The sequence below is a fragment of the Sandarakinorhabdus oryzae genome (genome assembly GCF_009733735.1).
Classification (GTDB): Bacteria; Pseudomonadota; Alphaproteobacteria; order Sphingomonadales; family Sphingomonadaceae; genus Sandarakinorhabdus; species Sandarakinorhabdus oryzae.
The window spans coordinates 1-20,409 of the sequence record NZ_WNJP01000042.1 but is presented as its reverse complement, the minus strand read 5'-3'; the positions used below and the strand labels follow the sequence as shown (position 1 = coordinate 20,409).

21 protein-coding genes and 1 pseudogene are annotated in these 20,409 nt (G+C 66.6%); 12 read left to right on the top strand and 10 right to left on the bottom strand.

The features are described 5' to 3' along the window. Window positions 1–644 (bottom strand): MFS transporter (locus GJ693_RS06290; protein WP_156255476.1); only part of this gene is annotated, 644 nt, incomplete at its 3' end. Between the two features lie 105 nt (window positions 645–749). Between GJ693_RS06290 and GJ693_RS06285 the strand changes: the two genes are divergently transcribed. Beyond that, window positions 750–2,021 carry a chloride channel protein gene (locus tag GJ693_RS06285; RefSeq protein ID WP_156255475.1) on the top strand — a complete coding sequence of 424 codons (1,272 nt, stop codon included), beginning with the start codon at window positions 750–752 and terminating at the stop codon, window positions 2,019–2,021. Here GJ693_RS06285 and GJ693_RS06280 read toward each other — a convergent pair. Next, complete coding sequence (locus GJ693_RS06280; RefSeq protein WP_156255474.1) at window positions 2,018–2,293, bottom strand: DUF167 domain-containing protein; 276 nt, start codon at window positions 2,291–2,293, stop codon at window positions 2,018–2,020. The two genes, GJ693_RS06285 and GJ693_RS06280, sit on opposite strands and share 4 nt — an antisense overlap. A 101-nt stretch (window positions 2,294–2,394) precedes the next feature. Here GJ693_RS06280 and GJ693_RS06275 point away from each other — a divergent pair, with 101 nt between their 5' ends. Then, window positions 2,395–4,230: a DUF885 domain-containing protein gene (locus GJ693_RS06275; protein ID WP_156255473.1), complete on the top strand. Its 1,836-nt coding sequence runs from the start codon at window positions 2,395–2,397 to the stop codon at window positions 4,228–4,230. Window positions 4,231–4,234: 4 nt separating this feature from the next. On the opposite strand, the gene soxR is transcribed toward GJ693_RS06275, so the two are convergent. Continuing rightward, window positions 4,235–4,696, bottom strand: a complete 462-nt coding sequence (soxR, locus tag GJ693_RS06270) for a redox-sensitive transcriptional activator SoxR (RefSeq protein WP_156255472.1) — start codon at window positions 4,694–4,696, stop codon at window positions 4,235–4,237. Between the two features lie 104 nt (window positions 4,697–4,800). Here soxR and GJ693_RS06265 point away from each other — a divergent pair, with 104 nt between their 5' ends. Beyond that, complete coding sequence (locus tag GJ693_RS06265; protein ID WP_156255471.1) at window positions 4,801–5,178, top strand: VOC family protein; 378 nt, start codon at window positions 4,801–4,803, stop codon at window positions 5,176–5,178. A 3-nt stretch (window positions 5,179–5,181) separates the two neighbouring features. Here GJ693_RS06265 and GJ693_RS06260 read toward each other — a convergent pair whose 3' ends face one another. Next, complete coding sequence (locus GJ693_RS06260; RefSeq protein ID WP_156255470.1) at window positions 5,182–6,195, bottom strand: acetamidase/formamidase family protein; 1,014 nt, start codon at window positions 6,193–6,195, stop codon at window positions 5,182–5,184. A gap of 129 nt (window positions 6,196–6,324) precedes the next feature. On the opposite strand from GJ693_RS06260, the gene GJ693_RS06255 reads away from it, so the two are divergent. The 6 genes from GJ693_RS06255 to GJ693_RS06230 all read left to right on the top strand — a co-directional run bounded on the left by GJ693_RS06255 (window position 6,325) and on the right by GJ693_RS06230 (window position 13,422). Then, a complete protein-coding gene (locus GJ693_RS06255) occupies window positions 6,325–7,902 on the top strand; it encodes an amidohydrolase (RefSeq protein ID WP_156255469.1) in 1,578 nt (525 codons plus the stop codon). Window positions 7,903–7,939: 37 nt separating this feature from the next. Then, window positions 7,940–9,097: an aromatic ring-hydroxylating oxygenase subunit alpha gene (locus GJ693_RS06250; RefSeq protein WP_156255468.1), complete on the top strand. Its 1,158-nt coding sequence runs from the start codon at window positions 7,940–7,942 to the stop codon at window positions 9,095–9,097. Window positions 9,098–9,207: 110 nt separating this feature from the next. Beyond that, entirely contained in the window at window positions 9,208–10,395 is a 1,188-nt protein-coding gene (locus GJ693_RS06245; protein ID WP_156255467.1) for a toxic anion resistance protein, read from the top strand. Window position 10,396: 1 nt separating this feature from the next. Beyond that, window positions 10,397–11,110, top strand: a complete 714-nt coding sequence (locus tag GJ693_RS06240) for a hypothetical protein (protein ID WP_156255466.1) — start codon at window positions 10,397–10,399, stop codon at window positions 11,108–11,110. 93 nt (window positions 11,111–11,203) lie between these two features. After that, the gene (locus tag GJ693_RS06235) at window positions 11,204–12,298 is read left to right on the top strand and encodes a YjgN family protein (protein WP_197041998.1); all 1,095 of its coding nucleotides are present in this window, start codon (window positions 11,204–11,206) and stop codon (window positions 12,296–12,298) included. Next, complete coding sequence (locus GJ693_RS06230) at window positions 12,295–13,422, top strand: M48 family metallopeptidase (protein ID WP_156255464.1); 1,128 nt, start codon at window positions 12,295–12,297, stop codon at window positions 13,420–13,422. Before GJ693_RS06235 ends, GJ693_RS06230 begins: the two co-directional genes overlap by 4 nt. On the opposite strand, the gene GJ693_RS06225 is transcribed toward GJ693_RS06230, so the two are convergent. The 3 genes from GJ693_RS06225 to GJ693_RS06215 are packed head-to-tail and all read right to left on the bottom strand — an operon-like array spanning window position 13,397 to window position 15,269. Next, complete coding sequence (locus GJ693_RS06225; protein WP_156255463.1) at window positions 13,397–13,744, bottom strand: c-type cytochrome; 348 nt, start codon at window positions 13,742–13,744, stop codon at window positions 13,397–13,399. The genes GJ693_RS06230 and GJ693_RS06225 overlap by 26 nt on opposite strands. Beyond that, window positions 13,744–14,241 carry a group I truncated hemoglobin gene (locus GJ693_RS06220; protein WP_156255462.1) on the bottom strand — a complete coding sequence of 166 codons (498 nt, stop codon included), beginning with the start codon at window positions 14,239–14,241 and terminating at the stop codon, window positions 13,744–13,746. Before GJ693_RS06220 ends, GJ693_RS06225 begins: the two co-directional genes overlap by 1 nt. A gap of 23 nt (window positions 14,242–14,264) precedes the next feature. Further along, window positions 14,265–15,269 (bottom strand): DUF3034 family protein, encoded by a 1,005-nt coding sequence (locus GJ693_RS06215; RefSeq protein ID WP_235902696.1) that lies wholly within the window; start codon window positions 15,267–15,269, stop codon window positions 14,265–14,267. 191 nt (window positions 15,270–15,460) lie between these two features. On the opposite strand from GJ693_RS06215, the gene GJ693_RS06210 reads away from it, so the two are divergent. Beyond that, a complete protein-coding gene (locus GJ693_RS06210; RefSeq protein ID WP_156255461.1) occupies window positions 15,461–17,056 on the top strand; it encodes a peroxidase family protein in 1,596 nt (531 codons plus the stop codon). On the opposite strand, the gene dapE is transcribed toward GJ693_RS06210, so the two are convergent. From dapE to GJ693_RS06195, 3 genes are read right to left on the bottom strand one after another with little or no spacing between them, the layout of a single operon-like run. Next, window positions 17,053–18,210: a succinyl-diaminopimelate desuccinylase gene (gene dapE / locus GJ693_RS06205; RefSeq protein ID WP_156255460.1), complete on the bottom strand. Its 1,158-nt coding sequence runs from the start codon at window positions 18,208–18,210 to the stop codon at window positions 17,053–17,055. The two genes, GJ693_RS06210 and dapE, sit on opposite strands and share 4 nt — an antisense overlap. Continuing rightward, window positions 18,210–18,920, bottom strand: a complete 711-nt coding sequence (locus GJ693_RS06200) for a DUF1499 domain-containing protein (protein ID WP_156255459.1) — start codon at window positions 18,918–18,920, stop codon at window positions 18,210–18,212. Before GJ693_RS06200 ends, dapE begins: the two co-directional genes overlap by 1 nt. Then, window positions 18,920–19,591, bottom strand: a complete 672-nt coding sequence (locus GJ693_RS06195; RefSeq protein ID WP_156255458.1) for a glutathione S-transferase — start codon at window positions 19,589–19,591, stop codon at window positions 18,920–18,922. Before GJ693_RS06195 ends, GJ693_RS06200 begins: the two co-directional genes overlap by 1 nt. Before the next feature lie 122 nt (window positions 19,592–19,713). Between GJ693_RS06195 and aroQ the strand changes: the two genes are divergently transcribed. Next, a complete protein-coding gene (aroQ, locus tag GJ693_RS06190) occupies window positions 19,714–20,160 on the top strand; it encodes a type II 3-dehydroquinate dehydratase (RefSeq protein ID WP_156255457.1) in 447 nt (148 codons plus the stop codon). A 35-nt stretch (window positions 20,161–20,195) separates the two neighbouring features. After that, window positions 20,196–20,409, top strand: a pseudogene (locus GJ693_RS06185) (acetyl-CoA carboxylase biotin carboxyl carrier protein); the annotation flags it as partial.

Below are 20,409 nucleotides of genomic sequence, written 5' to 3'. Positions count from 1 at the left end.
GAGCGCGGCGCTGGCGGGCGGGTGGGCTCGCCGAGCATGGCCGCGGCGAGCAGGGCGGGCAGGAACAGCAAGGGCGCCGCCATGTAGGCCAGCCCCCAGCCGCCGCGTGTGGCGATCAGCAGCGCGCCGGCGCCGACCAGATAGGCGCCCAGCCGCCAGCCATATTGGGTCATGCCGCTGCCGGCCCCCATCTGGTCTTCACGCAGCCATTCGATGCGGATGGCATCGATGACGATATCGAGCGTGGCGCCGGCAAAGCCGACCGTGATGGCGGCGGCGGCAAACAGGCCGATGTCGGCGGTGGGATCAAGGGCGCCAAGCCAGGCGATGGCCAGGCTGGCGAACAGGATCGAAACCAGCAGCCAGGCGCGGCGCTGACCAAGGAGGCCGGCGAGCACGGGAATCCGCACCCGGTCGATCAGCGGTGCCCACAGCGGCTTGAAGCTGTAGACCAGCAAGGCGAGCCCGAACGCCGTCACCGATTTCTTCTCGATGCCGCTTTCGGCCAGCCGGGTGGTCAGCGTGGCGGCGATCATCGTGTAGGGTGTGCCCGATGCCATGCCGAGCGCCAGCGCACCCAGCGGGCCCGCTTCGAAATAGGGTTTGATGGCGGCTGTGAGGGAGCGATTGGCGGCGACGGTCATGGCGCCACCTTGGCGGCGGCGGCCATGCTGTCAATGGCGGCAATGGCTGGCGGCAAATGGCGGCAGTGGCTCGCCAAAGTCCGGTGAACCCGCTACCGCAGCGCCATGTTGGGTGGCAGTGCATTTTTCCGGTCGGGGCGATGGCGCAGTGAAACCGTTCGGGGCCGGGTTGCGGCGGTTGCCGGCGCCGTGCTGCTCAGCCTTGTGGCCATCCTGTTTGCCCGACTGGCCGATCTGGCGCAGCAACTGTTTGTTACCGGCTGGCGCGCCCAGCCGCTGCTGATGCCGCTGCTCACGCCGATGATGTTCGTGGCTGTGGTGCATGTCACGCGGCGCTGGTTCCCGGCGGCGCGCGGATCGGGCATTCCGCAGGTGATGGCCGCTGCCGATCAGCCGGCGTTGGCGGCATCCGGCCCGCTGGTGTCGCTGCGCACTGCCGCTGCCAAGCTGGCCGGCACGCTGGCCATGCTGCTGGCCGGCGGCTCGGTCGGGCGCGAAGGGCCCACCGTCCAGGTCAGCGCCGCGGTGCTGGCGGCCATGCATCGCTGGTTGCGCGTGCCGATCAGCCGCGGCGTGTTGATCGCTGGCGGCGCGGCGGGCGTGGCGGCCGCCTTCAACACGCCGCTGGCTGGCGTGGCCTTTGCCATCGAGGAACTGGCCACGGCGTTCGAACAGCGGGTTGCGGTCTATGTCATGGCGGTGGTGATGATCGCCGGCCTGGTCAGCCTGGGGTTGACCGGAGACTATGTCTATTTCGGGCTGGTGGCGCAGAGCATCGACGTGCCGACCATGCTGCTGGTGGCGCCCCTGGCCGGGGTGGCGGGCGGCGCGGCGGGCGGGCTGTTTGCCCGGGTGCTGGTGACAATGGTCTGGTCGCGGCAACCGTGGGTGGCGGCGGTGCGCGCTCATCCCCTGCGCCTGGCGCTGGGCGGCGGCGTGGTGGTGGCGCTGTGCGGCGTGCTGTCGGACGGGCAGTCGTGGGGCACGGGCTATGACACGACCCGTGCGTTGTTGTCGGGCCAGAACGCCGATCTGCTGTTTGGCCCGGCCAAGTTCCTCGCCACGCTGGCGACCGCGCTCAGCGGCGCACCCGGCGGCATCTTTGCGCCTTCGCTTTCGGTGGGCGCCGGCCTGGGCCAGGTGCTGGCCCAACTGTTTCCGGGCAGTTCGTCGGGGGCCATCGTGCTGCTCGGCATGGCGGGGTATTTCACGGCCGTGGTCCGCGCCCCGCTCACCTCGGTGATCATCATGATGGAGATGACGGCAGATCGCAGCATGATCCTGCCGCTGTTCGCCACCGCCATCATCGCCGATTGGGTGGGCGCCCGCGTGTGCCGGCCCAAATTGTACAAGACGCTGTCGCGGCAGTTCCGTTAAGGCAAGCGCACCCGCTTGGTGCGGGATGTTTCACCGCGCACGATGGCCAGCGCCGATTTCGGCACGCCCAGTGCCCGTGCCAGCAAAGCCAGCACGGCTTCATTGGCCTTGCCGGCTTCCGGCGTCGCCGTCACCCGCACCAGCACCACGCCATCGGCGATGATCAGCGCGTCGGCGCCGGCGTTGGGGGTGACACGCAGCGCCAGGCAGCCGCGCGCATCGGCCAGCGCGCGCAGGGCGTCCGCATCGGGCAGGGCAGGTTTGCGGGCCATCGCGGCAGTTGGGCGCATCCGGGCCCAGCCTGTCAACAAAGCCCCTTCACCCGGCCGCGCCGAGACCCTAGACACGGCGCACTTTGAGGAGGGACCCCCACATGACTCGCACTTTTGCCGCCCGCACTGCCGTTCTGATCACCGCCCTGGCGTTGCCCATGCTGCCCGTCATGGCGCAGCCGGCCCCGGCTGCCGTGGCCCCGGCGCCGAGCGAGGACCAGAAGCTGACGGCGTTTCTCGATGCCGAGTTCATGGAGCTGGTGAAGACCAATCCGCAGCTCGCCACCCGCATCGGCCTGAAACTGAACGGCGACAAGTGGAACGACATCAGCGACGAGGCCGCCAAGGCGCAGCTGGCCTGGCGGCTGGCCAGCGTGGCGAAGATGAAGGCGATGTTTGACCGTGCCAAGCTGTCGCCCGAGGGCCAGGTGAATTACGACATCTATGCGCTGGAGGGCGAGCGGGCCGCCATGTCGGAGGCCAACCGCATCTATCGCCCGCCCTTCTACTCGCGGCTCTATTCGGCGCACAGCCAGCTGCCGGATTTCCTGATCAACACCCACAGCGTGTCCGACGTTACTGACCTCAAGAACTATATCGCCCGCGTGCGCGGCATGCCGGCCGTGCTCGACGTGGCGCTGGCGCGCACCAAGGCCAGCGAGGCCGCCGGCATTCGCGTGCCGAAGTTCCAGATCGAGACGATCATTGCCGGCGCCACCCAGCTGACCAGCGGCGCGCCGTTCGGTGATGGCCCGGATGCGGCGCTGTGGGCGGATGTGAAGGCCAAGACCGAGAAGCTCGTCACCGCCGGCACCCTGCCGCGCGCCGAGGCCGATGCGTTGCTGGAGGACGCCAAGGTGGCGATCCAGGGCCTCAAGCCGGCCTACCAGCGCGTGATCGACTGGGCGAAGGCTGATCTCGCCACCGCGCCGTCGGGCAAGGTGGGTGCGCTCACCCTGCCGAATGGCCTCGCCTATTATGCCAACGAGCTGAAGCTCAACACCACGACCGACCTGACCGCTGAGCAAATCCACCAGATCGGCCTCAAGGAAGTCGCCCGCATCGAGGCCGAGCAGGACGCGCTGGCGCGCAAGGCCGGCGTGAAGGACCGCAACGAATTCTATGACATGCGGGCGAAGATGTTCCCGCCCAAGCCCTATGACGATGCCGCGCGCGAGGCGTATCTGAAGGAAGCCAACCGCTTTGTCGCCTATGTGCGCTCCAAGCTGGGGCCGTGGTTCGGCGAAGTGCCGGCCTATGGCATCGAGGTGGTGCGCGAGCCGGCGTTCAGCGAGGTGCCCGGCGGGGCGGCCCATGCCAGCGCGCCCAGCCCCGATGGCAAGCGCCCGGCGCGCACCTTCGTGCACCTGGTCGGCATGCAGAAGGACCCGGCCGACATGTACACGCTGATGTGTCATGAATCGGTGCCCGGCCACAACATGCAGGGCGATATCCAGGTGCGGCAGAAGGGCGGACCCAAGTTCCGCGCGGTCACCGGTTATGTGGCGTTCGGCGAAGGCTGGGGCCTCTATGCCGAGCGCATGTGCGCCGAAATGGGCGTGTTCCCCGACATCGCCGCCGATTTCCAGCGGCTGGAGGGCGAATTGTTCCGCGCCGCCCGCCTGGTCACCGACACCGGCATCCACGCCAAGGGCTGGACCGAGGAGGAGGCGGTGGCCTATCTCCACGACAAGGGCCGCGCTCCGCCAGAAATGGCCCGTTCGGAAGTGCGCCGCTACATCACGCTGCCGGGCCAGGCCACCGGCTACAAGATCGGCATGCTGAAGATCATGGAAGTGCGCGCCAAGGCCGAGAAGGCGCTGGGGCCGAAGTTCGACATCCGCGGCTTCCACGATCTCGTCATCGCTTCAGGCTCGCAGCCGCTCTCCATCCTGGAACGGCGTGTGGACGACTGGATCGCGGCGAAGAAGGGCTGAAACATCACTCCTGCGGCCTGCTGGGCGGCGTATCGCCCAGCAGGTAGCGGGGGCCGGGGCCGGCGCGGTTGGCCTGGTCGCCCGGGTTGTAGATGGCGCAATGTTCGAGCGACAGGCAGCCGCAGCCGATGCAGCCGTCAAGCCGCGCGCGCATCGCCTCCAGCAGGGCGATCTGCGCCGTCAATTGCTGCTGCATGCGCTGGCTGAAGCCGGCCCAATCGGCGGCGCTGGGCGGCCGGCCCTGGGGCAGCGCCGCGAGCTCGGTCTTTATCTCGGCAAGCGACAGGCCGAGGCGCTGGGCAATCAGCAGGAACGACAGCCGCCTGATATCGGCGCGGGCAAAGCGGCGCTGGTTGCCCTCAGTGCGCACCGAGTCCAGCAGGCCGGCCTCCTCATAGAAGCGGATGGCGGAGACACTGGTGCCGGTGCGGCGCGCCAGTTCGCCGATGCTGATCAGGGCAGCCATGGCAGGGCTCCGCAAAAGGCTTGACCTCAACTTAGGTTGAGAAATTACGACTCGCCTTGTCCGCTGGCAAGCCCGTTGCCGGCGCGGTGACAAGGAGACACAGGATGACGCGGCTTGAACATGTGAACGTGACGGTGAGCGATCCCGACCGCACGGCCTTTCTGCTTGAATGCGTATTCGGCTGGCATGTGCGTTGGCGCGGCAAGTCGGCGTCGGGCGGCGACACCGTGCATGTCGGCAGCGACAATCATTATGTGGCGGTGTTCGCCCATCCCGCCGAGCGGCCGCCAGCCGGGGGCTTTGCCAAGAGCCGGCCGCTCAACCATATCGGCGTCGAGGTCGATGATCTCGACGCCACCGAAGCGAAGGTGGTCGCCGCCGGGCTGACGCCGTTCAACCACGGCGACTATGAACCCGGCCGGCGCTTCTATTTCTTCGATCCCGATGGCATCGAATATGAAGTGGTGAGCTATGCCGGTTGACGTTCACTTCGCAGTGAACAGCGCCTTCTTCATCACCACGTGCACGCCCTTGTTGCGGTCAACCAGCTGGGTGATCTCGACGTCGCCGGCCACGCTGACCAGCATATAGGCGTCGTCGCGGCTCATGCCCTTCGTGGTGACCAGGAAATCGATCATGTTGCGGATCGCCTTGCGGGTCGCGTTCGACAGGTCATCGTCATAGCCCATGGCAATATAGGCATCGGGCGTTTCGGCGCGGGGGTAGGGGGTGGCTTGCTTCTTGTGCAGGATGAACTCGAAGGTGCCGATCAGGCTGGTCTCCAGCGCGGTGATGTCCACCTCGCCATTGCCCTGTGCAGCGTGACCATCGCCGGCCTGAAACAGCGCGCCCGGCACGTGCACCGGCAGGAACAATGTGGTGCCGGCGACAAGATGCTTCAGGTCCATGTTGCCGCCGTGGATGGTGGGCGGCGCGCTGTCATAGCGGCCAAAGCTGGGCGGCGGCGCCACGCCCATCGAGCCGAAGAAGGGCGCCAGCGGCACCTCGATGCCGGGTCCGAATTTGCCGATCATGCGCTGCCGGTCGAGCGGGACGATCTTGACGCGGGCATAAGGGAAATCATCGGTGAGGAAGCCGGCGCCGTAGCGGAAGGCGTTGTAGCTGTAGGGGATGGCCAGATCGATCTTGCGGATGCGCACTTCCAGCGTGTCGCCGGGTTCGGCGCCGGCGATGGCGATCGGGCCGGTGAGGATATGGCCGCCAGGCCCGCGCGCCGCCAAGGGCACACCGTCGAACACGGCGCGCAGTTCGGGCTCGACATCGGCGGGGGCGACACCGGCCTTTTCAAGGCTCGTTGGGTTGTTGGTGAGCAGGGTGCGCATCACCACCGTGTCACCGGAGTTGATGGTGAGCACCGGCTTGTCCGTCGCGTCATAATGGCCCCAGGCCACGGTTTGCGGCGTGGGGTTGAGAATGTGGGTGGCAGCCAGCGCCGGAGCGGCGGCGAGCAGAGCGGCAAGCAAGGGCAGGCGGCGCATGAGGGTCTCCCGGTTGAGCCGGGCCAGATGCACGCAGGGAGGCCACCTGTGCAATGCGTCAGAACCGCCATGCTTTACGGCAGCAGGTGCGGCGGCTAGCGTTCCGGCACGTTAAATGGGGGAAATGCCATGATCCGCAAACTGCTCGCTGCCAGTCTTTTGGCGTCTGCCACGCCCGTGCTGGCCGCTGCGCCCGTGCCGATGAAGCAGGCGGCGGCCGCCATCGTCGATGCCAGGGCCGGCGAACTGGCCACCATGATCGACCAGGTGTTCAGCTTTGCCGAGCCCGGCTTTCAGGAGGTGCGGACCAGCGCCTATCTGACCGGGATCCTGGAGAAGAACGGCTTCACGGTGACGCGCGGTGTGGCCGGCATTCCCACCGCCTTCACCGCGACCTGGGGTGACAGAGGGCCGATGATTGCGTTGGGCAGCGATATCGATGGCCTGCTCGGCCTGAGCCAGACCCCGGGCGTGCCGGGCGCCAAGCCTCTGGTGGCGGGCGCGCCCGGCCATGGCGAGGGCCACAACAGTGGCCTGCCCATGATGATCGTCGCGGCGCTGGCGGCCAAGGACGTGATGCAGAAAAACGGCATCAAGGGCCGCATCATGATCTGGCCGGGCGTGGCCGAGGAACTGGTGGCGACCAAGGCCTATTATGTGCGCGCCGGCCTGTTCAAGGATGTCGACGTCAACCTGTTCGCGCACGTGGGGGACGGTCTGGAAACCACCTGGGGGCCGCTGCCCTACACCGCCTCGCTGAGTGTCGAATACAGCTTCAAGGGCCTCACTGCCCATGCGGCGGGCAACCCGTGGGACGGCAAGAGCGCATTGGATGCGGTGGAGCTGATGGACGCCGGCTGGAACATGAAGCGCGAGCATCTGCCGCCCACCCAGCGCAGCCATTATGTCATCACCGGCGGTGGCAACCAGCCCAACATCGTGCCCGACAAGGCGAGCGTGTGGTATTATTTCCGGGATGTCAGCCTGCCGGCGGTGAAGGCGATGTATGACGCCGGCAACCGCATCGCCGAAGGCGCGGCGCTGATGACGGAGACGACCGTGACCCGCCGGGTGCTCGGCCATGCCGCCACCAACTATGGCAACCGCCCGCTCGCCGAAGCCGCCTATGCCAACATGCAGGCGGTGGGCCTGCCGCAATGGAGCGCGGCCGATCAGAATTTCGCCCGCGCCGTGCTGGCCGGCTTTGGCCGCAAGGACAAGCCGCTGGCCGGCGATGGCCCGCACCTGTGGTCGCCGGAAAATCCCGATCCGGACCGCAACGCCGGGTCGGACGATATCGGCGATATCATGTGGACGGTGCCGACCATCACGCTCGTCTATCCGTCGAACGTGCCGGGCATTTCCTACCACAACATCATGGCTGCAGCGGCGATGGCGACGCCGATCGCCCACAAGGGCGCGGTGACCGGCGCCAAGGTGGCGGCGATGACCATCCTCGATCTGATGACGACGCCGGAGCTGGTGGCCAATGCCAAGGCCTGGCAGAAAGACGTCCAGTTCAAGACCGAGACCTACCAGCCGCTGATCGGCCCCAACGACACGCCGGCCATCCACCTGAACGCTGACCTGATGGCGAAAATGCGCCCGCAGATGGAAAAATATTACTTCGATTCCAAGAAGTACAAGTCCTACCTGGAGCAGCTCGGCATCGATTACGAGAAGGCCGGCGCTGCTGCGAAAAACTAGCTTTCGCCTTGGCGCGAACGGAGTCACTCTTCCGCCCATGGATATCGCCTTCAAACCGCGCCACCCGACGCCCGGCCAGCGGGCGCTGGCGGCCGGCATTCCGGCAGCCGCGGGCAAACCGGCCAGCGGTGTGATGCGGGAGATTCCGGCCAGCGCCTATATCTGCCCCGATCACTTCGCTCGCGAATGGAGCCATGTTTTCAAGCGGCTGCCTGTCGTGCTGGCGCCATCGGCGTTGCTGCCGCAGCCCAACATGGCGGTGCCGCATGACGGCTTTGGCCTGCCGCTGCTGATTGCGCGTGATGGCAAAGGCGTGGCGCGGGTGTTCATGAACGTCTGCCGGCATCGCGGCACGCGGCTGGTGGAGGGGTGCGAGTTGGTCGCGTCACCGGCGCTTGTCTGCCCTTATCACGCCTGGTCCTATGGCACCGATGGCCGGCTGAAGGGCCTGCCAAGGCCCGAGACGTTCGCCGGGCTGGACAAGGGCACGCGCGGCCTCGTCGAGATGCCGAGCCTGGAGGCCGGCGGGCTGATCTGGGTCGGCCTCGATCGCGACAATCCGCCGGATTTCGGCCTGGCGGCGGGGCCATTGGCGGCGGATTTCGATGCCATCGGCGTGGGCGATCAGTATCTTTATGCCCGGCGCACCCACAAGGTGGCGTCGAACTGGAAGCTGATCATGGATGCCTTCTCCGAAAGCTACCATGTGCTGCGCCTCCACGCGAACACCATCGCGCCTTTCTTCCAGGATGGCGTGACCACCGGCGATCGCATCGGCCCGCACTCGCGTTCCGCCGTCGCCCGGCTGGCGGCGCTGGAGGGCATGGACCTTGATGACATGCGCGACCTCAGGCGCACCATGACCTTCACCTATAATCTCACGCCCGGCACGGTGATCGTCGCCAGCCCGGATTATATCAACATCATGGTGGTGATGCCGCGCGGGGTGGACGAGACCTGGGTCGAGGATTTCATGCTGATCCCCGAACCGCCCAAGGACGAGAAGGCGGAACGGCACTGGGCGAAAAGCTGGGCGCTATTGGATGGCGCGGTGTTCGGTTCCGAGGACTTCCGGGCCGCGGCGCTGGGCCAGGAAGGGCTGCAATCCGGTGCCGTCGATCATGTGCTGATCGGTGGGCTGGAGCAGGGTATCGGCGCGCTGCATGACGTGCTGCAGGGGCTGATGGCCGAATAAGCCGCGATTTCCGGCCCTCCACCCCTTGCAAAAGCGTGTCGCAATCCTAACACAGTAGGCAGGCCGTGGCGCTGCTGTTAAGCTGCGGCCGCAACAGGATGAGAACAGGCATGTCAGACGACGTCGCGATCAAGCTGGAACCCCCGGTGGCGGTGAGCGCCATTGCGCCCGCCAAGGCCGCTGGCCTGGTGCCATTGAAAGACCAGGAAAAGGCGCAACTCGAAGCCAAGGTGGAATCGTTCATCGATGAACTGATCGCCACGGATGCCGCCAGCCCGGAATTCGGCAAGAAGGTCGATGCGCTCGCCAACTTGGGCGCCACCGAGATTGCCCGCGCCGCCGCCCAGTCCAACCGCTTCCTCGATCGGCCGACGCGCGCGCTCAACAAGGAAGCCGGCATCGGGGCGGACCTGGTGCAATTGCGCAAGATCGTCGAGGATCTCGATCCCGGCAAGTCCGGCAAGCTGACGGGGCGCAAGAAACTCTTTGGCCTGATCCCGGTCGGCGGCAACAAGCTGCGTTCCTACTTCGACAGCTACAAGAGCGCGCAGACCAACATCAACGCCATCCTGGGTGCGCTGAAGAGCGGCAAGGATGAGCTGTTGAAGGACAATATCAGCATCGAGGATGAGCGCGCCAAGCTGTGGGACGCGATGGGCAAGCTGGAACAGATGGTCCACATGTCCAAGGTGCTCGACGAGAAGCTGGAAGAGCGCGCCACCGAGCTTGATGTCGTCGATCCGGCCAAGGCCAAGGCGATCCGCGAGAATGCGCTGTTCTATGTGCGGCAGCGCACGCAGGATCTGCTGACCCAGCTGGCGGTTTCCGTGCAGGGCTATCTGGCGCTCGATCTGGTGAAGAAGAACAATGTCGAGCTGATGAAGGGCGTCGACCGCGCCAGCACGACGACGGTGAGCGCGCTGCGCACCGCCGTCACCGTGGCCGAAGCGATGACCAACCAGAAGCTGGTACTGGAACAGATCACCCAGTTGAACACCACCACGGCGGGCATCATCGATTCCACCGGCGAACTGCTGAAGAGCAACACCGCCATGATCCACGAGCAGGCGGCGGCCTCCACCATTCCGGTCGAAACGCTGCAGCGCGCCTTCCAGAATGTCTATCAGACGATGGATGCCATCGACACGTTCAAGATGAAGTCGCTGGAAGCCATGAAGACCACGGTCGACACGCTGTCGGTCGAGGTCGAGAAGAGCCGCGCCTATGTGGCGCGCGCCCAGGGCCAGGCCGAAGCGCAGATCGCCGGGCCACAATCCAGCCTGACCGCTCTCACCTGATATGGCCACAGGCGCCCCGTTCGACGAAGCTGAAGCCCGCCGCCGCCGCATGGCGCGGGCCGAAGCCATGCAGATGGCGCGCAGCCGGCGCTGGGAAAAGCGCAAGGCCAATATCGCCACGCGGGTGACGCGCGGCATGATCACCTTTGGCGTCATGCTGGCGGCACTCACCGTCTATGGCTGGATGTCCGGCGGGCTCGGCATCGGCCTGTTCCTGCTGTCGCTGATCCTGCTGCCGATGGCGGGCATTGTCGGCATGCTGCTGCCCGTTGGTGGCCCGGACGTGGACGATATCGACAAGGCGCCACCCGCCGAATTGCCGGCCATCACCGAAGCGTTCCTCGATCGCCAGCGCAAGCAGTTGCCGCGGCTGGCGGCGCCGCAGCTGGACGGCATTTCCGTGCAACTGGCGGCGCTGGAAAAGCAGCTGGCGCGCGTGCCGGCCGATCACCCGGTCGCCCAGGATGTCGGCCGTCTGCTCGGCAATCACCTGCCCGAACTGGTCGATCGCTACACCCGCATCCCGCCGCTGCAGCGCACCGGGCTGGTCGAACATGATGGCCGCACGCCGGAGGCGACGGTGGTCGACGGCCTGAAGACGGTCGAAGCCGAACTCGCCCGCGCTTCGGCCACGCTGGCCGAAAGCGACCGTGATGGCCTGCGCGTCCAGGGCAAGTTTCTGGAAGCGCGCTACAACGAAGGCCAGGGCGCCTGAGTCATTCTTCAATAAAAGCGATGTAATTCTCAGCTGCTTGCCAGAAATAATCGGCTCTGCAATAACTCTCGTCGGATCGATGGGAGCGTGTGCGTGAATAACGAGATCACCTTGGCCGGCGAGCATCGGCCGGAATTTTCAAGTGCGTGGACAAGCTGGTTCGGCCTCGTGCTCGGCAACTGGCTGCTCACCCTCATCACCTTCGGCATCTTTCGCTTCTGGGCGCGCACGCGCGAACGGCGGCACCTGTGGGCCCATACGTTTTTCGGCGGCGAGCCGCTGGAATATACCGGGCTGGGCCGCGAGCTGCTGGTTGGCGCCATCCTGGCCTTTTTCGTGCTGATCGTGCCGCTGGTCATGGCCAGCCTGATCGGCGCTGTGGCGCAGGGCATGGGGCTGCAGGCGCTGATGATCGGCGTCAACCTCGCCATCTATGCCGTCATCCTGTGGGTGGTGCAGTTCGCCATCTGGCGGGCGATGCGCTATCGCCTCAGCCGCACGCGCTGGAGCGGCATCCGGGGCGCAATGGACGGTTCGGCCGCGGCCTATGCGCTGACCGGCATGAAGATGCTCGGCCTGCAGATCATCACCCTGGGCTTTGCCTCGCCCTATGCCAGCGCGCGGCTGTTCAACGCCCGCTGGTCGGACGCGCGCTTTGGCTCGATGAAATTCGTGGCTGAGGCGCAATGGCGGCCGTTGCAGCGCGTGTTCCTGCAGAGTTGGGGCATTGCGCTCGTCGGGCTGATCGGCGTCGGCATCGTCGAATGGCAGCTGATCGGGCCCTATTTCTCGTTCACGCCGGGCGCCAAGCCGCCGCCACCGCCGGAAATCGTCTTCAAGGTCTTTGGCCTCAATCTGGTCTGGCTGACCGTCGTGGGCCTCATCATGCTGCGTTATTACGCGGCGCAGTGGCAGGTGCTGATTGCCGGCCTGTCGCTGGATGGCCTGCGCTTCCGCTTCACCGCCACCGCGGGGGACTGGCTGCGTTACTGGCTCGGCAATGTGGCGTTGGTGGTGTTCACGTTGGGCCTGGGCGCCACCATGTTGCTGTGGCGGCACTGGCGCTTCCTGGTCAGCCATGTCGCGGCCGAAGGCGCGCTCGATGTCGATCGGCTGGCGCAGACCCGCATTGATGCGCCGCTTTATGGCGAGGGCCTGGCCGACGCGCTCGACGTGGGGGCGATTTGAACCCGTTGCCGCCCGACCAGATCAAGGGCCGCCTGTTCGACGGTCAGACGGCGCGGGCGCGCGCCGTGGTGCTCGATGTCGGTGGCGACACGCTGTTGCTGATCGGGATGGAGGAAATGGTCACGCTCGACTGGCGCCGCCTGCAGCGCGGCCGCGACGGGCTCAGCCTCACCGATCCGGCGCGGCCGGACTGGCGGTTGCGCCTGGATGAACCCTTGCCGGCGCCTTGGCAGGCGCGGCTGGCCATCGAAGGCGCGGTGACCGGTGATGATCGCCGCCGGCTGTTCATGGCGGGGGCCGGCGTGGTGGCGGTCGGGCTTGTGCTGTGGTTCGGCGGTACCGCTGTCTTGAATGCCGTGGCGCACCGGCTGCCACGGGCGTGGATGGCGCCGATCGGCGTCGGCATTGTCGAAGGTCTGGGCCACCAGTGCCACACCCCGGCCGGTGACGCAGCCGCGGCGGCGCTGATGGCCCGGCTGCAGAGCGCAAACCCGGCCGAAAAGGTCCGACTGACCATCATCGATGCGCCGGTGGTCAACGCCATGGCGCTTCCGGGCGGCCAGGTGGTGATCTTTGACCAGCTGATCCGGGAGGCGCAAAGCCCCGATGAACTGGCCGGCGTGTTGGCCCACGAGCTGTCGCACATCAAGGCCCGCGATTCCGAACGCGCGCTGGTGCGGCAGCTGGGCCTGTCGCTGCTGCTGCAATCCGTGGGCGGCAATATCGCCGGCGGCGCCGACACGCTGCTGATGCTGTCGTCCAGCCGCGAGGCCGAGGCGGCGGCGGATGATGGCGCCATCGCCCTGCTGCGCGGCGCCCGCGTCGCCACTGCGCCGACGGCTGATTTCTTCGATCGTCAGCTCGGCAAGGAACGGCCGAAGGGCAAGGCACCGGCCAAGCCGTCCAGCGACCTCGACAAGGCCGCCGAGCGCCTCTCCCGCCTGGCCGACATCACCGCCAGCCACCCCGACAGCGGCAGCCGTTCGCGGCTGTTCAAGACCGCGGCCGCCGCCGGCCCAGTGACGCCGGCGCTTGCGGCCGCGCAGTGGCAGGCGCTCAAGGGCATGTGCGTCGCGGGTCGGGACAAGCCCGCCAAGGTCAGTGCTCCGCCAGATAAGCGATGATGGCAGCGCGATCCGCCGGGTCGGGCACGCGGAAATACATTTTCGCGCCCGGCACCAGCGCCTGCGGGTTGGTGAGCCAGCGGTCGAGCTGGGCCGGCGTCCAGGCGAAATCAGCCGCGGCCAGTGCCGGGGAATAGGCATAGCCTGGCATCGTTCCAGCCTTGCGCCCGACCAGCCCGGCGTGGCTCGGGCCAATGCCGTTGCGATCAAGCGCGTGGCAGCGGCTGCAGCGCTGGGCATAGAGTGCGGCGCCATCGACGGCCAGCGCCGGGGTGGCCGCCACCATAAAGGCGGCGGCCACCAGGACCAGATTGGCGCGCATCACTTGTCGATGATGTCGCGGTGCATCGGCGCCAGCGCGGCGATCAATCGGTTCTGCGCAAAGAACGGCACCTTGGCCTTGTTGAGGCTGATCTGCAGTTCCTCGACCAGCGCATAGAAGGCGCCTTCGCTCACCGCCATGCCCTTGTGCGATTCCGCCATGGTGCGGCCCGTGTAGGTGCAGGGGCCGTTCATCACCACGCAGAATTGTTCCACCAGATGCTTCTTGATGCTCGCCTGATCGGCGCCTTCAAAGAACGGCCGGGTCTTGGGGTTGGCCAGCCAGCGCACCATCACGTCATCCATGATGCGCACCAGGCCCTCGCGCCCGCCAAAGCTTTCCAGCAGCGCGGTGCCGTCGGTGGCGAGTGGCAGCGTCGGCGCCTTTGGCGTGATCGACGGGTCGTTGACCGGCGGCTCCGTCGGCGCGGCGAGCACGGCGGCCGGCAGCATGACCAGGATCAGCGTAACGGACCAGAAATGCAGGTTCATCTTCATGTGTCTTCTCCGGATGGGGGCAATCAGAAGCCGATTTGCAGCGAGGCATAGGCGCCGTTCTGGCGGGCCAGCGCGATCTGGCCGAGGCGGGCATAGGCCAGCGTGACCGAGACATTGCGGATCGGCGCATAGGCCACGAACACGTCCCAGGCATTTTCCTCGCGGAAACTGGTGCCGCCCAGTGCGCCTTCGAGGCGGTTGGACTTGGTGCGATACTCGGCCCCCACCGCCAGCTTGCGTGACAGCAGCAGTGCTGCGGAGGCTTCCAGCTGCGGCTTATAGGCCTGGTTCTGGCCGCCCAGCCCGCCAAAGCCGAGGATGCCGAACTGGTTGGCCTTGGTCAGCCGGCCGGTCACGTTGACGAGCAGGCTCTGGGCCAGGAAGATCTTGGTGGCAGCGATGTAGAAATCGGTGCCGCGGCGCTGAAGGCCGAGCGCGCCGCCGACCACGGTGACATCATCATTGATCTTGTGCTGCACGCCGATGGCGACCTGGGGCAGCAGGCTGTCCTGCTGCAGCACGGCATCGCCGAAGAGGCGCAATTTCGCCCCGATGATGGTCTGGCTGATGGTGTAGCGGTTGCCCAACGCCAGGGCGTTGCCGATCTCGCGCAGGTTGAAATTCTGTCGCGCCACCGACAGTTCCAGCCGGTTCCTGACGTTCAGCGCCGCGCCGTAGGAGGCCAGCGTGAAATCCTTGGTGTCGACCCCGGTGACATAAGAGGTGATGCCGATCTCGTTGCGGGTGCCATAGCCGCCGATCAGCGCCCACGGCACCAAGCCGCCACCGCCCGCGCCTTCGATGGTCGAGACGCCGCCGGTGAGCAGCAGGCGGCCGCCGGGATCGAGGAAGGACGGGCGATCGTTGCGCCGGCCGGCCGGCGCCGCGCCGTCAGCCTGATCGGCCGCGGCCATGGTGGCATCGGACGGTACCGCCGCCGCCATCGCGTCACTATCGGACGTGCGGGCGCCGGCAGCGGTGCCGCCCAGACATACGGCCGCGGCAAGCGCAGCCCACTTGATTTTCATGATGATATGCCTCGCGTCGCTTCAAGAGCTTGGTGTGACGTTCCCTGCCAGCAGATACGGGCGCCGCTCGCGAACCGGTTCACTTCGCACGAAAACAAGTTGTCGCAGGGCGTGGGCACCGGCGGCATGACAAGCGGGCGCTGACCTGTTAGCCTCGGGCCAGGGTCGATCCTTCCGGGGGAGGCCTTGCCATGTCTTTGCTGTCGATTGTCGTCAAAGCGCTCGATGCGCTCGATCTTGACGACGAGGTCAATCGCTTCGTCATCGATCGCGCCGTCAATGTCACCCGCAACCGGCCGCACCCATGGTCGACCAAGCATGACTATATCAGCTGGTCGGGCCTGACCGACCGCAGCTACAACGCCCGCCTGTTGCCGGCGAGGCCGGTGAGCGCAGAAGGCGTTGGCACCAGCCGGCCGCCGCTGGATGAGACGGTGAAGCTGTTTGCCCGTTTGCCGGGCGTCAACCAGCGGCTGTGCGCGAAATCCACCGGGCTGTTTCCGGCCTTCGCGCAATATCTGACTGATGGCTTCATCCGCACCATGCTGAGCAATGACGATGCACAGGAGGACCGCCGCCGCACCACGTCGAACCACGAGATCGACCTGTCACCGCTCTATGGCCGAACCCCGGCGCAGACCAGCGCGCTGCGGCTGAAATCGGAAAGCCCCGGCCAGCGCGGGCGGCTGAAGACCCAGGTGATCAACCACGAGGATTATTCGCCCTTCCTGTTCGGCGCCGATGGCGTGGTGAAGCCGGAATTCGCCGTGCTTGACCTGCCGCTGGGCCTGAAGCGGCTGACGCCGGAAGGCCGGGCGACGCTGTTTGCCGCCGGCGGTGACCGGGTGAATGCGGCGGTGCAGACAGCGATGATGAACACGCTGTTCCTGCGCGAGCACAACCGCGTCGCGGCGATGCTGGAAAAGCGCCACGGCGACTGGGACGATGAACGGGTGTTCGAGACCGCCCGCAACATCATGATCGTGATGTTCATCAAGATCGTGGTCGAGGAATATATCAACCACATCAACACCACCGAATTCCCGCTGCAGGCCGATCCCAGCGGCGCCTGGCGGGCGAAGTGGAACCGGCCGAACTGGATGACCGTGGAGTTCAGCCTGCTTTATCGCTGGCACGGGCTGGTGATGGAGAATGTGACCTGGGGCGATATGGCCCATCCCGGCAATTCGACCCTGCTCAACAACAGCCTGCTGCTGGGCAGTGGCCTGGCGCAGAGCTTCGTCAATGTCTCGGCCAACCGCACCGCCAGCCTGGGCCTCGAGAACGCGTCCAGCTTCATGCTGTTCGCCGAAAAGGGCGCGATCGCGCAGGGGCGGCTCAACAATGTCGCCAGCTACAACGAATATCGGCTCACGATGGGGCTGGAGCCAGCGCGCAATTTCGCCGCCGTGGTCGGCAGCAGCGACAAGCCCGACGAACAGGCGCGGCTGTCGGCACTCGCGGCCCGGTTGCAGGGCCTGTATGGCGAGGTCAACAATCTCGAATATTATGTCGGGCTGTTTTCCGAACGGGTGGAAAAGAACGGCCCGCTGCCGGAGCTGCTTTCGACCATGGTGGCGATGGACGCCTTTTCCCAGGCGCTGACCAACCCGCTGCTGTCGGAGCATGTGTGGGGCAACAAGAAGAACCGCCAACTGGCCTTCACCGACGAGGGCCTGGCCGTGATCGAGGGCACCAAGCGCCTGCGCGACATCGTTGATCGCAACGCGCCGGGGCTGGGCACCGGCTTTGTCGGCATGACACGACGGGAGTGGAAGCGGGCCTAAACGAGCGCCCGCGCCAGCACGGCTTCGTAGATCGCTGCCAGGCCCATTACGTCGGCGACGGCTGCTGTCTCGTCCACCTTGTGCATCGATTGGCCGGGCAGGCCGAATTCGACGACCGGGCACAGGCGGCGGATGAAGCGGGCATCGGACGTGCCGCCGGTGGTGGAGAGTTCGGGGGTGTGGCCGGTCACATCGCTGATCGCGGCGCTGACCAGGGATGACAGCGCGCCGGGTTCGGTGAGGAAGGCCTCGCCGGAGATGCGGATGTCGACCTGGTTGGCCGGGGCGTGGGCGCTGACGACGCTGCGGATCCAGTCCGAAAGGGCGGCGCCCGAATGCTCGTTGTTGAAGCGGATGTTGATGCGGGCGCGGGCCTGGGCCGGGATCAGGTTGGTGGCCGGGTTGCCGACCGAGACATCGGTGATCTCGAGGTTGGAGGCCTGGAACCAGGCGTTGCCTTCATCCAGCACCCGCGCCTTCAGTTCGGCGAGGATGGCCACCAGGCGCGTGATCGGATTGTCGGCCTGGTGCGGGTAGCCGACATGGCCCTGCGCGCCATTGACCGTGATCCAGGCGTTGAGGCTGCCGCGCCGGCCGATCTTCATCATGTCGCCCAGGCGCTGCTGCGAGGTCGGTTCGCCGACCAGGCAGAGATCGGGCACCAGGCCTTGTGCTTCCAGCCAGTCGAGCAGCGGCGCCGTGCCGAAGGTGGCGGGGCCTTCCTCGTCGCCGGTGATGATGAAGGTCAGGCGGCCCTTCAGCGGCCCCCTGGCGAGATGGCGGGCGCTGGCGGCAACCATGGCGGCAATCGCGCCCTTCATGTCGGCGGCGCCGCGGCCGACGATGAAGCCGTCCTTCACCACGCCGGCAAACGGGTCCTCGCTCCAGCCACCCAGATCACCGGCCGGCACCACGTCGCTGTGGCCGGCAAAAGCGAAATGCGGGCCTGCTTCGCCGGCGATGGTGGCGATCAGATTGTCGACCGGGCCGTCGGGCGGGTGGCCGAGCTTGAGGCGGGTGCAGGTGAAGCCCAGCGCGGCGAGCGCGCCCTGCAGCACATCGAGCGCGCCTTCATCCAGCGGGGTGACGCTGGGGCAGCGGATCAGGGCTTGCGTGAGGGCAACGGGGTCGGGCCAGGAATCAGGGGGGTGCATCAGCCAGCTTTGCGCATTTCCGTGGCCACCCGGTCAAGATAGGCGGCGATGCGCCGCGCGTTGGCGCCCAGATCGCTTTCGCCCACCCGTGACTTGGAACGCACGTCCACCCGTGTGCCCTGCGCCGTCTTGGTGAGGCGAATGACGATATCATCCTTGTAGCCCCACCACATGCTCTGCTCGATCGCCTCGATGCGGCCGGCGTTGCGATCGGCCAGCACGATCTGCCAGTCCTTGTTGCACGCCGCCATTGCCACGTCGAAGGCCTTGCCGGGTTCGAGCGGCAGATCGAGCGGGCGCACGTCGGGATAGGCGCGTTCCTGCTGCGGCGCGAAGGCCGGATTATAGGCGAGTGGGCTGGCATCGTCACCGCGCAGGGCGGAATCGATGGCGACGAAGGCCGGCGGGTTGGTGGTATCGGTGCTGATGTCGTTGATCGGCGGCTTGTCACCGGCGTTGACGATGACGGCGACCGGAATGGCGGCAGCGGCGATGCCGGCGGCGGCCGCGATCACCGTGATGGTGCCGCCACGCCGGCGCAGCAGTTGATAGAGGCACCACAGCGCGCCGATGCCGGCGAGCAGCGCCGCCATCACGAACAGGCCGAGCGAGGCCTGCCAGCCGATCACGCCGAACCGGTGCATTGGCCCGGCCGCGAGCATGAGCAGGGCGGCCACCAGCGTGGCGCGGGCGATGTTGGCGGGGTTCATCAGCGTTTCTCCAGACCGGGAACGTCATAGCGGGTGAAGGGGAAATCCTCCTTCATCGCTTCGGCACGCCATTCGGCCATGAACGGGTGGGCAAGGCACAGATCGACATAGGCGCGGGCTGCGTCACTGACCGGCAGGTGATAGGTGTCGATGCGGGTGCACACCGGCGCGAACATGATGTCGGCGGCGCCGAAGCGGCCGAACAGCCAGGGCTCCCCGGTTTCGGCGCCAAAGCGGGTGAGGGCGGTTTCCCACAATTGTTCGATGCGGCGCACATCGGCCATTATCTCGGGCGTGGGCTGGAAGCGCGGGGCGTGGCGCTGCAGGTCCATCGGGCAGCCGGCGCGCAGCGGGGCAAAGCCTGAGTGCATTTCGGCGCACATCGCATAGGCGAGGCCGCGGGCCTTGGTGTCGCGCGGCCAGAAGCGGTCATGCCCGGCCTTGTCGGCCAGATAGAGCAGGATTGCCATCGAATCCCAGATCGCCTCGCCATGATCCCACAGCACCGGCACCTTGCCCGAAGGCATGTCGGTCTTGGCGGCGCCGCTGATCCATTCCGGCGAATCCATCACGCGCAATTCGGTTTCGAACGGCAGCAATGACTGTTTGGCCGCCAGCCAGCCGCGCAATGACCAGCTGGAATAGGTGCGATTGCCGATGATGATCTTCATGAACAGGCCCGACCCATCTGCTCTTGTTTGGGCCAGACCATCGCGCAAACGGCGGGCCGGAGCAAGCCGCACCGGATATCCCATGCTTGGCAAGCGCCGCGGTTCATGCTTTGCCTTGGCACATGAGCGACCAACCTCTCGTGATGGTGCTGAACGGCCCCAACCTCAACCTGCTGGGCAGCCGCGAACCGCACATCTATGGCCACGACACGCTGGACGACATCGCGCAGCGCCTTGAAGTGCAGGCAGCCGGGCTGGGACTGGAGGTCGATATCCGCCAGTCCAACCACGAAGGCCATCTGGTCGATTGGTTGCACGAGGCCGGCGCGCGTGGCGCACTGGCGGTGCTGCTCAACGCCGGCGCGCTCACCCACACATCGATCGCCATCCATGATGCGATCAAGGGCATCACCGTGCCGGTGATCGAGGTGCATCTCTCCAACCCGCACGCGCGGGAGGACTTCCGGCACACGAGTTTCGTGGCGCGTGCGGCGAAAGGCACGATTTCCGGCTTTGGCGCGCGCTCCTACACGCTGGCGCTGGACGCGGCGGCTGCTTTGCGGCAGTAAGCCGGGCTTCATTGGGGGCAAAAGACAGGATCATCATGCCTGACAATAAAATCGCAGTGGCTGGGGGAATCGTGGTCGACACCGGCCTGGTGCGTGAACTGGCCGAGCTGCTGGATGCCAGCAACCTCACCGAAATCGAGGTGAAGGATGGCGAGCGCACCATCCGCGTGGCGCGCACCGCGGCCACCGTCACCATGGCCGCTGGCCCCGCCAGCTATGCCCCGGCCCCACCGGCGGGCGGCTGGCCCG

What these genes read in the sequence shown, in the direction of transcription:
- GJ693_RS06285 (WP_156255475.1), top strand. Translation starts at nt 750, where the DNA reads ATGTTGGGTGGCAGTGCATTTTTCCGGTCGGGGCGATGGCGCAGTGAA.
- GJ693_RS06280 (WP_156255474.1), bottom strand. Translation starts at nt 2,293, where the DNA reads ATGGCCCGCAAACCTGCCCTGCCCGATGCGGACGCCCTGCGCGCGCTG.
- GJ693_RS06275 (WP_156255473.1), top strand. Translation starts at nt 2,395, where the DNA reads ATGACTCGCACTTTTGCCGCCCGCACTGCCGTTCTGATCACCGCCCTG.
- soxR (WP_156255472.1), bottom strand. Translation starts at nt 4,696, where the DNA reads ATGGCTGCCCTGATCAGCATCGGCGAACTGGCGCGCCGCACCGGCACC.
- GJ693_RS06265 (WP_156255471.1), top strand. Translation starts at nt 4,801, where the DNA reads ATGACGCGGCTTGAACATGTGAACGTGACGGTGAGCGATCCCGACCGC.
- GJ693_RS06260 (WP_156255470.1), bottom strand. Translation starts at nt 6,195, where the DNA reads ATGCGCCGCCTGCCCTTGCTTGCCGCTCTGCTCGCCGCCGCTCCGGCG.
- GJ693_RS06255 (WP_156255469.1), top strand. Translation starts at nt 6,325, where the DNA reads ATGATCCGCAAACTGCTCGCTGCCAGTCTTTTGGCGTCTGCCACGCCC.
- GJ693_RS06250 (WP_156255468.1), top strand. Translation starts at nt 7,940, where the DNA reads ATGGATATCGCCTTCAAACCGCGCCACCCGACGCCCGGCCAGCGGGCG.
- GJ693_RS06245 (WP_156255467.1), top strand. Translation starts at nt 9,208, where the DNA reads ATGTCAGACGACGTCGCGATCAAGCTGGAACCCCCGGTGGCGGTGAGC.
- GJ693_RS06240 (WP_156255466.1), top strand. Translation starts at nt 10,397, where the DNA reads ATGGCCACAGGCGCCCCGTTCGACGAAGCTGAAGCCCGCCGCCGCCGC.
- GJ693_RS06225 (WP_156255463.1), bottom strand. Translation starts at nt 13,744, where the DNA reads ATGCGCGCCAATCTGGTCCTGGTGGCCGCCGCCTTTATGGTGGCGGCC.
- GJ693_RS06220 (WP_156255462.1), bottom strand. Translation starts at nt 14,241, where the DNA reads ATGAAGATGAACCTGCATTTCTGGTCCGTTACGCTGATCCTGGTCATG.
- GJ693_RS06215 (WP_235902696.1), bottom strand. Translation starts at nt 15,269, where the DNA reads ATGAAAATCAAGTGGGCTGCGCTTGCCGCGGCCGTATGTCTGGGCGGC.
- GJ693_RS06210 (WP_156255461.1), top strand. Translation starts at nt 15,461, where the DNA reads ATGTCTTTGCTGTCGATTGTCGTCAAAGCGCTCGATGCGCTCGATCTT.
- dapE (WP_156255460.1), bottom strand. Translation starts at nt 18,210, where the DNA reads ATGCACCCCCCTGATTCCTGGCCCGACCCCGTTGCCCTCACGCAAGCC.
- GJ693_RS06200 (WP_156255459.1), bottom strand. Translation starts at nt 18,920, where the DNA reads ATGAACCCCGCCAACATCGCCCGCGCCACGCTGGTGGCCGCCCTGCTC.
- GJ693_RS06195 (WP_156255458.1), bottom strand. Translation starts at nt 19,591, where the DNA reads ATGAAGATCATCATCGGCAATCGCACCTATTCCAGCTGGTCATTGCGC.
- aroQ (WP_156255457.1), top strand. Translation starts at nt 19,714, where the DNA reads ATGAGCGACCAACCTCTCGTGATGGTGCTGAACGGCCCCAACCTCAAC.